Below are 13,527 nucleotides of genomic sequence, written 5' to 3' on the forward strand. Positions count from 1 at the left end.
GGGCGCGGCGACGGTGACGCCGGCGCGGATCGTCGCGCCGAGCGCGCGCCGCGTATGGCGGCCCGCGCCGCCGCCGCGCCGCGCCGGGGCGCGGCCGACGGTCGGGAACCGCGTGATCACGAGGTCGTCGCCGCCGCCGGCCATCACCAGGTCGGCGCCGCCGAAGCGGGTGATGGTGTCCGCACCGCCGCCGCCGATCAGCGTGTCGGCGGTGAAGGCTTCGAGGACGGCGGTATCGTCCGCGCGGAAGATCACGATGCCCGTATCGGTCACCGCGCTGGCATCCAGCATCAGCGTCTGGGCGCCGATCGGCGTGGAGTAGATCCGCAGCGGCGTCTCGGCGGTCTCGGCGAGGCTGTCGGTGACGACGAATGACGTGGCGGCATAGCCGGGCAGCTCGATGGATTCGAAGCCCGAGAACCGATCCGTGGCGGAAGCGCCGAGGGTCAGCGGGGCGGTGTAGAAAAACAGACTGAGTTCGTCCGCACCGGCTCCGCCGGCGATCAGGTCGTCGCCGATCTGCCCGCCCGCCGCGAACTGGATGGTGTCGTTGCCGGTGCCGCCGAAGACGCTGTCCTGACCCGTCTCGCGATCGTCGAAGACGAACCAGTCATCGCCGGCGCCGAGGAGGATGCGGTCGTTGCCGGCACCACCGGACAGCAGGTTGGCGACCCGCGCGTCGTCTCTCTCGTTCCCGGCGCCGCCATCGATCGTGTCGTTGCCAGACCCGCCGGAGATCGAGTCCTTCCCTGCACCGCCGAGGATGAGGTCGTTGCCGCCATCGCCATGCAGCGTGTCGGTCAGTTTCTCGTTGCCGTTGCTGGTGATGATGATGTTGGTGCCGATGATGGTGTCGTTGTCGCCGCCACCCTCGATCCGGACCGGGTCGCTCCCGAAGGGTTGTGCGTTGATGCGGTCCTTGCCGGCGCCGCCGAACACCGGCACGTAGCCGGTGCCGCCGGGCACCGTGTCCAGCGCCGACAGCAAGGGCAGCGCCTGCAACGTGATGGCGATCCCGGCCGGGCCGAGTTCCAGGCGCTCGAAGCCGGTGAAGCGGGCCGCCAGGTCCCGCGTCAGCACGCCGCCGGCGGTGAAGCGAATGATGTCGGTGCCGACTGGGTCTGTCTCGAAGCTGTCCAGCGGGTCGAGATCGGCCAGCGCCATCTCGACGACATCATCGCCGACGCCGCCCAACAGGCTGTCGGCGCCGGAACCGGGGCGGAACAGGTTGGAATAGGGTGACGAGTCGTACAGGTCGTTGCCGGCGCCACCATCGAAGGTGTCGATGACGGTGGCGAACGCTCCGCCGCCGTCGACGGTGTCCCCGCCGGAGCCGCCGAGCACCGTCAGGTCCCCGTCCGAGACGTAGCCATTGTACATGGTCGTGGCAGTGGGGCCGCTGTAGAGGCTCAGGTCGATGATCTCGAAGCCGTAGAGGTTGGACAGGAGATCGACGCGCTGGATCTCGCCCGGCGCGCGATTGCCCGAGATGCGGAGCGTGTCGATGCCGCTCCCGCCGATCAGCGAATCCGCTCCGCCAAAGGGCTGTGTGAAGAGCAGGCTGCTCTGGGCGAACTCGACCGTGTCGTCGCCCGCGCCGCCCGAGAAGGTGTCGTTGCCGGTGCCCGGGCGGAACAGGTCGTTGCCGCCGCCGCCGGCGAAGCTGTCATTGCCGCCGCCGCTGTCGAAGACGCCGTTGTAGCCGGCGACGCGGGCGGAGATGTCGAAGACGTCGTTGCCGACGCCGCCGGCCATGGTGATCGTGCCGCCCTCCGGCGCGCCGGCCAGATTGCCGATGACGATGCCATTGTTGCCCGTGTTGTTGACGGTGATCCGCTCGATCCCCGTCATCCATTGCGGCGCGAAGCCCCCGGTGAAGCTCAGCGTGATCGCACCGTCCAGCCGCAGCGTGTCGGTCCCGAGCGCACCGAAGAAGGTGTCGTTCACGTCGATGGAGCCGTTCGCGACCGGCCAGATGAAGAGGTCGTCACCGGCCGTGCCGGCAAAGGTGCCGTTCAGCGTGTTGAGGAAGGTGAAGGTGGCCATGGCAAAGCCCTGCTGGATCGCGCAGCATGAATGTATCGGGCGCGGTCCGGTTGCGGAAGCCGGGCGGGCGCGCCCCTGCAAGTGGTGCTCGCCGCCGGCGACCGGCCGGCCCCTCTGGATTTCGCGGCACCCGAGGGCGCAGTCTAGGAGGCATGTCCGAGTTGCCTGACGAGTCGCCGGCCGGCGAGACTGCCGGAATCGCGGCCCTGCGCCGGCGCGTCGCTGCGCTCGAGGCGGAGAACGCGATCCTCGCGCGGTCGCTCGGCGTCGCGCCGGCGGCGGGCGTGCGCGACGACGGCGCGATGCTGCGCCTGGCGCAGGAGGCGGGCGGCATCTGTTCCTGGCAGTGGGATGTCGGGACCAATGCGCTGACCTGGTCCGACAGTTGCCACGCGCTGCACGGCCTGGACCCGGCCGAGCCGCCGAGCTTCGAGCGCTGGATCGGCGGCGTGCACGCCGCCGACCGCCCCTTCGTGGAGGCGGCGCTGCAGGCGGCGATGGCGGGCGGTTCCGAAAGCTGGGACACGGAGTTCCGCTACACGCGCCACGATGACGGCGCGCTGCGCTGGCTGGTCGGGCGCGGCCGCATCCAGCGCGACCCGGCGGACGGCCGGGCTCTCCGGCTGATCGGCATCGGCTTCGACATCACCGAGCGCAAGGACTCCGAGGCGCGCCAGACGCTGCTGATGCGGGAGCTGGATCACCGGGTGCGGAACCTGCTGGCGGTGGTGCAGGCGACGCTGCGGCTGACGCCGAAGGACGACCCGGAGGAATACGCGCGCGCGGTGGAAGGGCGCATCGCCGCCCTGGCGCGTGCCCATGCCATGCTGGCCGAAGCGCGCTGGAGCGGGTCCGACCTGCGCGCGCTGGTGGCGGCGGAGCTGGCGCCCTTCCTGGCGGCGCAGCGCGTCACGCTGGATGGCCCGCCGGTGATGCTGCCGGCGCACATCGCCCAGCCCTTGGCCATGGCGCTGCATGAACTCGCCACCAACGCCGTGAAGCATGGCGCGCTGCTGGTGGCGGAAGGCCGGATCGGGGTCGCATGGACCCTGGCGGAGGCCGGCGCGGCGCGGGCGCTGGCGCTGCACTGGACGGAAACGGGCGGGCAGGCGGTGGCGCCGCCGACCCGGCGCGGCTTCGGATCGCGCATGCTGGAGACAACGGTGCGCGGTCAGCTCAGCGGGCGGATCGCGATGGCCTGGGCGCCGGACGGGCTGCGCTGCTCGCTGGAGTTCCCGCTCGGCACGGCGGCCGCCGACCGGCTTGCCCGCTGATCCGGCTGGCGCGGGGCGGCGATTCGTTCTAGACGCCGCGATAGTACGGCAGATTGCACGGCGGCGGCCGCCATGACGCGGCCACGAGACGAAAACAGGCAGACCCATGATCCTCGGCAAACGCGCCCTGATGGGCGCCACGCTCAGCGCCCTCGCGGCGCCGGCCCTGGCCCAGGCCCCCTACCCGGCCCGCACCATCACCATGATCATCCCCTTTGCCGCCGGCGGGCCGACGGACACGGTCGGGCGGCTCATCGCCCAGGCCATGGCCACCGATCTGGGCCAGACGGTGGTGGTGGAGAATGTCGGCGGCGCGGGCGGCACGCTCGGCGCGCAGCGCGCGGCGCAGGCGCGGCCGGACGGCTACACCATCCTGCTGCACCATATCGGCATGGCGACGATCCCGACGCTCTATCGCCGCCTGGCCTATGACCCGATCAACGGCTTCGAGACCATCGGCATGGTGACCGAGGTGCCGATGACGCTGGTGGCGCGCAAGGATTTCCCGGCAACCAACCTGGCCGAGCTGATCGCCCATGTCCGGCGCGAGCGGGAGAAGATCAACTACGCCAATGCCGGCATCGGCGCGGCGAGCCACCTCTGCGGCCTGCTGTTCCAGAAGGCGATCGACACGCCCTTCACCACCGTGCCCTATCGCGGCACCGCGCCGGCGATGAACGACCTGCTGGGCGGCACGGTGGACCTGATGTGCGACCAGACCACCAACACCACCGAGCAGATCCGCGCCGGCGCGATCCGCGCCTTCGCGGTCACGACGCCGGAGCGCATCGCGGCGCTGCCGGACCTGCCGACCGCCGCGCAGGGCGGCCTGCCGGGCTTCGAGGTGACCGTGTGGCACGGGCTCTACGCGCCGCGCAACACGCCGGCGCCGATCGTGGAGCGGCTGAACCGCGCGCTGCTGACGGCGCTGGCCAACGAGACGATCGCGCGGCGCTTCGCCGATCTCGGCACGGCGCCGGTGGCCGCCGCGCGCGCGACGCCGCAGTACCACCGCCAGTTCTGGCAGGCCGACATCCAGAAGTGGCGGCCGCTGATCCAGGCGGCGGGGCAGTACGCGGATTGATGCCGCTTCCCTCCTCCGCGCATGCGGGAGAGGGCGCAGTGCTCAGCGACGCGTGACGGAGAGGTCCAGGGTCCGATCCGCGGGATCGAGGTCGCGGTCCAGCGCATCCAGCGCCGCCGCGAACTCGGCCTCCAGCGCGGCCTTGCGGTCGGGCGGCAGCCAGCTGGCGTGCAGGCCGGACAGGCTGAGCTTCCGCGCCTCCGCCGTGCCCCAGCCGAGATCGGCGAAGACGGTGCGCCAGCAATGGCCCATCGTGGTGCCGAAGATGGTGGGGTCGTCGGTGCCGAGGCTGAGGTTCAGCCCGGCCTCGAACATCGCCCTGATGCGCTGGCGCCGCGCCGCGCGATTCCACACCAGGCCCGACCAGCAGGCCATGGTGAAGTGCACCTGCTCCCTCGCTGCGCGCGCCACGACATCCGGGTCGGCCAGGATGTTGTAGCCGTGGTCGAGGCGGTCGCAGCCGAGCGCGTCGCGGCAGAGCGTGAAATGCGTGGGCGGCGCCTCGAACTGCGCCTGGTTGTCCTCGCAGACATGGGCGGTGCGCTTGAAGCCGGCGCGGCCTGCCTGGCGCCATGCCTCGACCCAGAGCAGCGGCGGGCCGGCGCGCTCGGCGCCATCGAGGCCGATGCCGACTACCTCCCGCCGCGGATGCCGCGCCATCCAGTCGAGCATCTGCAGCGCCTCCGACGGCAGGCAGACGCTGCGGTCGATGCAGGCGATGAGCAGGGAGGAGATGCCGAAGTCGCGCTCGGCCTGCGCGCAGCCTTCGATCAGCCCGTCCACGATCTCGGGATAGGCGACGCCGTTCGGCGTGAAGTAGTGCGGGTTGAAGAAGATCTCCGCATGCCGCACGCCGCCATGGCGGTGCATGTCCTCCAGGCACTCATAGGCCGCGCGGCGGAAATCGGCGGCCGAGGCCAGCGACAGCGCGGCGAGGCGGAGCGCGTCGAGGAAGTCGTAGAAGGTCTCGAAGCGATAGAGCGCCTCCGCGCGCTTCGGCAGGCGCAGGCCGTTCTTGGCCGCGAGGTCCTCGAGCGTCGCCGGGCGGATCGCGCCGGCGATGTGCAGGTGCAGCTCGACCTTCGGCACCGCGTCGAGATAGTCGGAAAAGGAGAGCACCGCCTCAGTTCCGGCTGATGTTCCAGAGGAACATCGCGGGGCCGGTGAGCACGCCGTTCAGCTCGCTGCGCCAGGCGGAGGCGGCGGTGAACTGGCCGAGCGGCATGTAGAAGCCGCCTTCCGCGGCGCGGCGGTGGATCTCCTCGCTGATGCGCTTGCGCGCGGCGTCGTCCTGCGCGCGGGCGAATTCCACGCGCAGCCGCTCCACCTCCGCATCCTGCGGCCAGCCGGCGAAGCCGCCCTGGCGGCCGGCGCCGTTGACGAAGGGATTGAGCAGCGGCGACTGCATGTCGGGCACGGTGTTGGTGGTGTGCGCGAGGTTCCAGCCCTCCTGCCGCGCGCGCCGCCCGAAATAGGTGTTGAGATCCATGCTCTGCAGGTCCACGCGCAGGCCGAGCCGCGTCAGCAGGTCCTGCGAGACGAGGCCGAGTGCCGCGATGCCCGGCGCATCGGCGGGGTGGATGATGACGATGGGGGTCGAGAGATCCGCGCCGCTCTCGCGCAGCAAGCGCTGCGCGGCGGCGAAGTCCGCGCGTTCGGGCATGCCGGCCGTCGTTTCCAGCGGCGTGCCGCAGCCGAACATGGAGCGGCATTCGCGCGCGAATTCGGGGCGGCCCGCGACGGCGGCGAGGTAGTCCGCCTGGTTCACCGCCAGCATCACCGCGCGCCGCACCTGCACGTTGTCGAAGGGCGGATGCAGGTGGTTGAAGCGCAGGATGCCCTGGTAGCCGTAGGACGACACCGTCGCGACGCGCACCGCGCGGTTGCGCTCCAGCACCGGCAGCACGTCGGCGGGCAGGCGCTCGACATAGTCGATCTCGCCGGTCGTCAGCGCGCTGACCTGGGTGGAGACATCGGGCATGGCGATGAGTTCGACACGCTCCATCCGCGCCACCTTGCCGCCGCTGGCCCAGACGGCGGGCTCGCTGCGCGGGCGGTAGGCGGGGTTGCGGCGCACCACGATGCGGTCGCCGGGGCGGTATTCGTCGGCGGCGAACACGTAGGGGCCGCTGCCGATCACCTCCGGGATCTGCTGGGTCGGCGGTGTCGCGGCCAGCCGCGCGGGCATCATCATCGGCACCATCGCGCCCGGCTTGCCGAGCGCCTGCAGCACCAGGCCGAAGGGCTCGCGAAGGGTCAGCCGGAAGGTCTTCGCATCCACCACCTCGAGGCCCGCTGTGGCACGCATCATGGCGCTGCCCAGCGCATCGCGCGCACCCCAGCGGCGGATCGAGGCGACGCAGTCCTCCGCGCTCACCGGCTGGCCGTCATGCCAGGCGAGGCCCTCGCGCAGCGTGAAGGTCCAGGTGAGGCCATCGGCGCTGCGCTCCCACCGCTCGAGCATCTGGGGCGTGGGTTCCCAACGGTCGTTCACGGCGACCAGCGTGTCGAAGACGAGATAGGCGAAGTCGCGCGTGGTGAAGCTGGTGGTGAAGTGCGGATCGAGCACGCGGGTCAGCGTCTCCGGCGCGACGCGCAGGGTGTTGGCGCGCGTCGGCGCCTGGGCCGCTGCGTGCGTGGCGTGAAGGCTGGCGGCGAGCAGCGCCGCGGCGAACAGAGGTCGGGCAGGGTGCGGCATGGGCGTCGGCTCCCTCGATGAGGTCCGTTGTGGCATCCCGGCGCTGGCGCGTTGCGCGACACCGTGCGTGCGCGGGGCACGCGCGTCAACCGCCGCGGCTTGTCGAGGCCGACGCGAACCGATAGAGGCGCGACGTGCCGCGCCGATCCCGCCTGCCCGCCCCTGGTCTCGGCCTGCTGCTGGCCGGCCTTCTGATGTTGGCGGCCTGCGCGCCGCATGTCACCGGGCTCGGGCCGCCGGTGACCACGCCGGCGATCGAGGACGGGCGCCTGCGCATGGCGGACGGCACGCGACTCCCGCTGCATGAATGGCAGCCGGAGGGCGCGCCGCGGGCCACCCTGCTGGCGCTGCACGGGCTGAACGACCACGCGCGCAGTTTCATCCTGGACAGCGCCCCGCCGCTGCGCGAGGGCGGCCTGCACATCCTGGCCTATGACCAGCGCGGCCATGCGGAAAACCCGGATCGGGGCCTCTGGCCCGGCCATCAGGCGCTGGCGAGCGATGCGGTCAGTGCGATCCGCCTGCTGCGCGCGCGCCATCCCGACCGCCCCTTCTTCGTGCTGGGCGAGAGCATGGGCGCGAATGCCGCGCTGCTGGCCGGGCATGCCCTGCGCGAAAGCGGCGAAGCCGGGCTCGTGGACGGCTGGATCCTGCTGAGCCCTGGTCTGTTCACCCTGGACGAGATGAACCCCGTGACCGCGGCGGCGTTCCGGCTGCTGCTGGTGAAGTTCCCCGCCTTCCCCGCGGGATCGAGCGCGCCGACGCTGGCGCCCACCGACAACTGGGCGGTGCTGGACCGCTTCCAGTCCGACCCGCTGACGCTGAAGTCGAACCGGCTGGATGCGATCGCCGGGCTGCTGGCCATGAACGCGGCCGCGAAGGCCGAGGTGCCGCGCTGCTGCGCGGGTCCGACGCTGTTCCTCTACGGCGCGCGGGACCGGGTGATCGAGATGCGCCCGACCGCCGAGACGCTGCGTCGCCTGCCCGCGCAGGGTGGCGGCCGCGTGGCGCTGTATCGGGAAGGCTGGCACATCCTGCTGCGGGACCTGCAGCGTGCGGTGGTGACGACGGACATCCTCGCCTTCATCGCCGCCCCCGGGGCGCCGCTGCCATCCGGCGCCGACCGCGAGGGGGCGGCCTGGGTGGCGCGGGGGGCCTTGTAGCCGGGTGCCCGTGACGCGGCGCCGGGGTTGCCCGGACCCGGTCGGCTGGCTAGAACCCCGCGCTGCGCTGGATGGGTGGCCGAGTGGTCGAAGGCGCACGCCTGGAAAGTGTGTAGACGTCAAAAGCGTCTCGTGGGTTCGAATCCCACCCCATCCGCCAGTTGCCGTCGGTGTCCCACTCTCCGACAGACTGACCGACGCGCTGAGTGGCGGATTACTTCGGGTCTTCGGGGCAAAGCTGTTGACCAACCCGCCGCGGATGCGGCCAGAAATCGCTGTCCATGAGCCCGTTCTCTCCCGACCTGTTGCCTTGATGGATCAGGTACGTCTCTGAAAGACCCCTGTCGCAGGCCGATCTCGGCCCGCGTGGCACTCGCCCGGGTTCGAGTGCCACTCGGCCCAGATCCGTACCTCTAGCGCGACTACCTCGGTGCGGATTGAGCCCCGCCTGGACCCTGTTGAACCACGAAACTTGCTGGGCCTTGGCAACTGCCCGGCACAGCCGCCAGGCGCCGCAGCGCCAGGCACCTGCCCTATTGCGGATCCTGTCGGCCCCATTCCGAAGTGGACGTTTAGTCGGAACCGCGCCGACGCGCGAATTCCGACGGGGTCTCGCCCGTCCAGCGGCGGAAGGCGCGGGTGAAGTTGGCGACGTTCTCATAGCCGAGCCGCGCCGCCGTGGCCGAGACGCCCGAACCGCGACTGAGCGCCTCCATGGCGTCCTCGCGGAAGACCTGGTCGAGAACCGCGCGGTATGTCAGGCCCCTGGCGCGCAGCGCCGCGCGCAACGCGTGGCGTGGCATTCCGAGAAGGCCCGCGGCGCTGTTGATGGACAGCGTGCCCTCGCCGATGCGGGATCGCTGGAGCGCGCGTAGGGCATCCAGAATGCCAGCGGGCGGGCGCGACGCGGCCCTCCGGACGCCGTTGAAGCCGCCTGAGAGCCGGGCCACGAGCCACTCGGCGGGGAACGTGTAGATCGTGTCCCCATCGCCTCGTATGAAGCTGATCCCTGGAACTGCCGGCGCGAATACCGCCTCGGGCGCGGGGGTCTGAATGACGACCCTGTGCGGGTCGAATGCGTCGCCGAGGGCGGACCGCAGCAGCGCGATCATGCTGCCGATTCCCATGGCGGTCACCTGAGCCGGAACCGCGTCCACCTCGGACTGCCGCGTGTAGCGCAGATGCGCCATCGGATCGGCAACGTGCAGCTCATAGCGGGTCGCGCCGGCATGCTGGCCGACGAGCAGAATGAAGCGGGTGAAGTATTCGACCAGCGTGTCGGCGCCCTCGGCGGCCTCTCGCTGGGGCCGCCATGTCGCGCGCGACAGGGACAAGCCGATGCGCACGCCGAGCAACGGATCGCCAAGCGCCTTCGCAGCCTCCTCGCAGAAGGCGTAGATCGTCGCAGCGGGCACAAAGACGTCGGGGTCGGAGATGATCTCGCGCGACAGGCCGACGGCCTCCAGCACCGCGTCGAGATCGGCGCCACCCGCTTCCAGCCGTTCGCAGAACGGTGAGACGAGCGAAGCCCGGTTCAGCGGCTGGCCGCCTTTGACCCTCATGACCGCCCCCACAGCCACCAAGGCGACAATAGATGGCTCGGCATGCGCTGCGCCACTTGTCATCAGGGCCAGTCAGGCTTCGTCGCGCCGCGTCTCCTGACAAGCGACAGGGCCACCGAGGTGCTAACGACGTCAACGACTGGATTTCAACGGCCGCGCGATGCCGGCTCTGGAGTTCCGGCCCAAAAAGGAGTTCCGGCCCAAAAACCGCGGTCCTGCGTCCCAGGGAGGAATAGCGAATGCCTGCAATGTCCCGTCGGCTGCTCGGGCGCCTCGGCGGCGCCGCCGCCCTCTCGGCGCCGTTCGTCGCGACGCGTCCGGCGCGCGCGGAATCACCGTATGACGGCGTCTATCTCGCCGGCGTCGAGTCCGCGAACATCCTGCACCGGAACAAGCCCGCGCGGCAGCTCATCACCAATGTCCACGTCTTCGACGGCGTGAACGCGCAGCGCCGGATGAACGCCAACGTGCTGATCGAGGGCAATCTCATCCGCGCCGTCTCGACCGATCGCATCGCGGCCGACGGCGCCGTGGTGATCAATGGCGGCGGGCGGACGCTGATGCCCGGCCTGATAGACGGCCACGCCCATGTGATGATCAATGATGACTTCGGCGTGATCGAGCGCGACCTTGACCTGACCGACCTCGCGATCAACGCGGCGGTGGTCGCCGAGCGCTTCCTAATGGACGGCTTCACCGCGGTGCGCGACATGGGGGGGCCGGCCTTCGGGATCGCGCGCGCCATCAACAAGGGCCGCGTCGTCGGGCCGCGGCTCTATCCCTCGGGCGCCTTCATCTCCCAGACCTCGGGCCATGGCGACTTCCGCGACCGCGCGGATCCGGGCTTCAGCCACAACCATCCCGGCGACCTGTCGAACTTCGAGCGCTTCGGCATCGGCACGGTGGCCGACGGCGTGGCGGCGATGCTCGCGGCGACGCGCCTCAACCTCCGCAACGGCGCGACCCAGATCAAGATCATGGGCGGCGGTGGCGGCTCGTCGCGCTTCGATCCGATCGACGTGACGCAGTACTCGCTCGAGGAGGTCCGCGCGGCGGTCGAGTCGGCGGCCGACTGGGGCACCTATGTCGCCGCCCACGTCTTCACGGACCGGGCGGTGAACCGGCTGCTGGACGGCGGCGTGAAGTCGTTTGAGCACTCCTTCTTCATCTCGGACGCGACCATGCGGCGCATCGCCGCCGCGGGCGGCTATGTCGTGCCGCAGATGTGGGGGATCTCGCCGCTTATCGGGCAAAACCCGCTGGTGCAGCAGGCCGGCAAGGCGCCGGCCGCCGAGGCGCTGGCGGCACAATACGCCGATTTCGGACGCAGGCTGCTCAGGGCCGGCGCGAAGATCGTCTTCGCCTCGGACTATGTCGGCACCTTTGCGGATGCCGAGCGCGCGCGCCGGTACGAGATCTGGTGGCGGACCCAGACCTTCGGTTCGAATTTCGAGGTGCTCAAGCAGCTGACCTCGACCGCCGGCGAGATGCTCGCGATGTCGGGCCAGCGCAACCCGTACCGCGAGGGCAAGCTCGGCGTGATCGAGCCCGGCGCCTATGCCGACCTCCTGCTCGTCGACGGCAACCCTCTGGAGGACATCTCGGTGATCGGCGGCACGGAGAAGTGGTGGGACGCCGACCCCGAATGGAAGCCGATCGAGACCATCCGGCTGATCATGCTGAGCGGCGCGGTCTACAAGAACACGCTTGGATGACCGACGGCGCCGCGGGCGATGCGCGTTCCGGGCAGGGCGAAGCCGCGCTGGCCATGCCGCCCGGCGCTCCCGGGCACAGGCGGCAGAGAGGGCGCATGAGGGGCGCCCGGCTGCCCGCAGTGCCCGGCATGGTGCCGGCGGTTGCGCTTCTGGCCGTGGCGATCTTCGCCCTTGCGCCGGTCCGGCAAGCGCTGGCGCAGCGGGCTGGCGGCGACGGGCCGGCATCCCAGCCTGCCCTCGCCGGGCCCGCGAGCGTCCCGGCACAGCTCGAGGAGGACGCCGACGCGCGCGCGGCGCCCGCGCTGCTGCCCGAGGCCGTGCCCCGGATCCGCAGCTTCGACGATGCGCGGCGCTGGCTGCAGGCCGAGCACGGCTTCACCTTCGGCGCCGACTACAACTTCCTCTACCAGAACGTCACCGACAGCCCCGGACCCAACGTCGCCGCCGGCAGCGTGGCGCGGCTCTACGGCCAATGGACGCTCCTCAACCGCGGCACGGCGAACGAGGGTTCGCTCGTCTTCCGTGTCGAATACCGCTCCCGCACTGGGACACGGATCGCGCCGCAGGATCTCGGCGCGGGGTTCGGCCTCGCCGGTGCGACGGCGGTGAGCTTCAGCGACGCGCTGTGGGTGCTGACGAACCTCTACTGGGCGCAGAGCCTGTTCGACAACCGGGTCGGTCTCGCCGTGGGCATCGTCGACGTCACCGACTGGATCGACCTCCATCCGCTGATCAACAACTGGCGGGACTTCAGCAACTACGGGTTGCTGACGAATCCGACCATCGCGGCACCGAACCAGGGGCTGGGCGGTGCGCTGCGCGTGCTGGTCACGCCGCAGGTCTACGTCATGGGCGGCATGGCGGACGCCAATGGCGACCCGACCCGTGCAGGCCGCGCCTTCGACAGCTTCTTCGGCACGGGCGAGCACTTCCGCTTCGCCGAGATCGGCTGGATCAAGTCCTGGAGCGACCGTTACACGGACAATGTCCACCTCTTCGCCTGGCAGTCGGATCCGCGCGACCAGGCCGGCGTGAAGGGCGGATCGGGTGTCGCCTTCTCCGCCCATCGCCTGCTGTGGGAGCGCTGGGTGCCTTTCCTGCGCGCGGGCTTCTCGAATGGCGGCGGCGCGGCGCTCGAGCGTGCGGCCAGCGCCGGCCTCGGCTATCGCCTGCGCGACGGCAACGACGTTGTGGCATTCGGCGCCGGGTGGGGTCAGCCATCGCCATCGACCACCGGTGGGCGGCGCGAGAACCAGTGGACCTTCGAGGCTTATTACCGCGCGCAGGTCACGCCGCGGCTCGAGGTGACGCCGGCCGTCCAGTTCATCGCCAACCCAGCCTATGACCGCAGCGTCGACAGCACCTGGGTGTTCGCCTTGCGCCTGCGCGCCGCGCTCTGAGCGGAGGCGACGGTTGCGCGGGCGTCCAGGTTGCAATTCTCACGGAGGCATTGATGACAGGGCTCGACTACGCCGCGATCGGCCTGCTTCTCTTCGTCGCACTCCTTGCGGTGGGCGTCGCCGTCCTCCTCGCCACGGCTGGCGATCTCGCGGCACTCGCCGCGAAGCGGGCGATCCGATGCGGGTGAAGGCGGCGCGGTCGCTGCTGTTCCTGCCCGCCACCTCGCCGCAGCTGCTGGCCAGGGCGACCGAGCGCGGCGCCGATGCGCTGATTGTCGATCTCGAGGATTCCATCCCGCCCGCCCGCAAGGCGGAGGCCCGCCCGCTGGCAGCCGCGGCCCTGCGCGATCTTGTCGCGCGCGGGGCGGAGGTGCTGCTGCGCGTCAACGCCGACCCGGCGCTTCTCGACGACGACCTCGCCGCGATTCCACCAGGCGTCGCGGTGACGGTAATGCTGCCCAAGGTGGAGACGGCCACGCAGGTCGCGGCACTGGCAGCCAAGCTGGTGCTGCGCGGCCAGGGCGGCCCCGTGGGGGCGCCCGCGCGGCGGGCGCCCCCCCCGGGGGGGGGGGCCCGCCCCCCCCC

Annotated in this window: 11 protein-coding genes and 1 tRNA gene; 8 read left to right on the top strand and 4 right to left on the bottom strand. The window is 71.0% G+C overall.

The window, feature by feature from the left end:
* A partial coding sequence (locus AC1MIR_RS23950; RefSeq protein WP_480030678.1) for a calcium-binding protein occupies window positions 1-2,046 on the bottom strand: 2,046 nt, incomplete at its 3' end.
* Window positions 2,047-2,198: 152 nt separating this feature from the next.
* Here AC1MIR_RS23950 and AC1MIR_RS23955 point away from each other — a divergent pair.
* Both AC1MIR_RS23955 and AC1MIR_RS23960 read left to right on the top strand, forming a co-directional pair.
* On the top strand, window positions 2,199-3,320 hold the full coding sequence (locus AC1MIR_RS23955; RefSeq protein ID WP_480030679.1) for an HWE histidine kinase domain-containing protein: 1,122 nt from the start codon (window positions 2,199-2,201) through the stop codon (window positions 3,318-3,320).
* A 106-nt stretch (window positions 3,321-3,426) separates the two neighbouring features.
* Window positions 3,427-4,404: a tripartite tricarboxylate transporter substrate-binding protein gene (locus AC1MIR_RS23960; protein WP_480030680.1), complete on the top strand. Its 978-nt coding sequence runs from the start codon at window positions 3,427-3,429 to the stop codon at window positions 4,402-4,404.
* Between the two features lie 42 nt (window positions 4,405-4,446).
* Here the strand turns inward: AC1MIR_RS23960 and add are convergent, their stop codons facing one another.
* Complete coding sequence (gene add, locus AC1MIR_RS23965) at window positions 4,447-5,523, bottom strand: adenosine deaminase (protein WP_480030681.1); 1,077 nt, start codon at window positions 5,521-5,523, stop codon at window positions 4,447-4,449.
* Between the two features lie 4 nt (window positions 5,524-5,527).
* Entirely contained in the window at window positions 5,528-7,102 is a 1,575-nt protein-coding gene (locus AC1MIR_RS23970) for an ABC transporter substrate-binding protein (RefSeq protein WP_480030682.1), read from the bottom strand.
* 134 nt (window positions 7,103-7,236) lie between these two features.
* Here AC1MIR_RS23970 and AC1MIR_RS23975 point away from each other — a divergent pair, with 134 nt between their 5' ends.
* Window positions 7,237-8,265 (top strand): alpha/beta fold hydrolase, encoded by a 1,029-nt coding sequence (locus AC1MIR_RS23975; RefSeq protein ID WP_480030683.1) that lies wholly within the window; start codon window positions 7,237-7,239, stop codon window positions 8,263-8,265.
* Between the two features lie 69 nt (window positions 8,266-8,334).
* Window positions 8,335-8,425 (top strand) — tRNA-Ser (locus tag AC1MIR_RS23980).
* A 412-nt stretch (window positions 8,426-8,837) separates the two neighbouring features.
* Here AC1MIR_RS23980 and AC1MIR_RS23985 read toward each other — a convergent pair.
* A complete protein-coding gene (locus AC1MIR_RS23985) occupies window positions 8,838-9,827 on the bottom strand; it encodes an AraC family transcriptional regulator (protein WP_480030684.1) in 990 nt (329 codons plus the stop codon).
* Between the two features lie 248 nt (window positions 9,828-10,075).
* On the opposite strand from AC1MIR_RS23985, the gene AC1MIR_RS23990 reads away from it, so the two are divergent.
* From AC1MIR_RS23990 to AC1MIR_RS24005, 4 genes are all read left to right on the top strand, one after another.
* Window positions 10,076-11,542 (top strand): metal-dependent hydrolase family protein, encoded by a 1,467-nt coding sequence (locus AC1MIR_RS23990; protein WP_480030685.1) that lies wholly within the window; start codon window positions 10,076-10,078, stop codon window positions 11,540-11,542.
* A gap of 95 nt (window positions 11,543-11,637) precedes the next feature.
* Entirely contained in the window at window positions 11,638-12,942 is a 1,305-nt protein-coding gene (locus AC1MIR_RS23995; RefSeq protein WP_480030686.1) for a carbohydrate porin, read from the top strand.
* Window positions 12,943-12,995: 53 nt separating this feature from the next.
* Window positions 12,996-13,130 carry a hypothetical protein gene (locus tag AC1MIR_RS24000; RefSeq protein ID WP_480030687.1) on the top strand — a complete coding sequence of 45 codons (135 nt, stop codon included), beginning with the start codon at window positions 12,996-12,998 and terminating at the stop codon, window positions 13,128-13,130.
* The coding region (locus AC1MIR_RS24005; protein ID WP_480030688.1) for an aldolase/citrate lyase family protein at window positions 13,121-13,527 on the top strand (407 nt) is incomplete at its 3' end. The genes AC1MIR_RS24000 and AC1MIR_RS24005, both read left to right, overlap by 10 nt.

The organism is Falsiroseomonas sp. RANM36 (assembly GCF_056682175.1).

Coding starts and splice junctions, on each gene's coding strand:
- AC1MIR_RS23985 (WP_480030684.1), bottom strand. CDS start 9,827: ATGAGGGTCAAAGGCGGCCAGCCGCTGAACCGGGCTTCGCTCGTCTCA.
- AC1MIR_RS24000 (WP_480030687.1), top strand. CDS start 12,996: ATGACAGGGCTCGACTACGCCGCGATCGGCCTGCTTCTCTTCGTCGCA.
- AC1MIR_RS23970 (WP_480030682.1), bottom strand. CDS start 7,102: ATGCCGCACCCTGCCCGACCTCTGTTCGCCGCGGCGCTGCTCGCCGCC.
- AC1MIR_RS23955 (WP_480030679.1), top strand. CDS start 2,199: ATGTCCGAGTTGCCTGACGAGTCGCCGGCCGGCGAGACTGCCGGAATC.
- AC1MIR_RS23990 (WP_480030685.1), top strand. CDS start 10,076: ATGTCCCGTCGGCTGCTCGGGCGCCTCGGCGGCGCCGCCGCCCTCTCG.
- AC1MIR_RS23995 (WP_480030686.1), top strand. CDS start 11,638: ATGAGGGGCGCCCGGCTGCCCGCAGTGCCCGGCATGGTGCCGGCGGTT.
- AC1MIR_RS23960 (WP_480030680.1), top strand. CDS start 3,427: ATGATCCTCGGCAAACGCGCCCTGATGGGCGCCACGCTCAGCGCCCTC.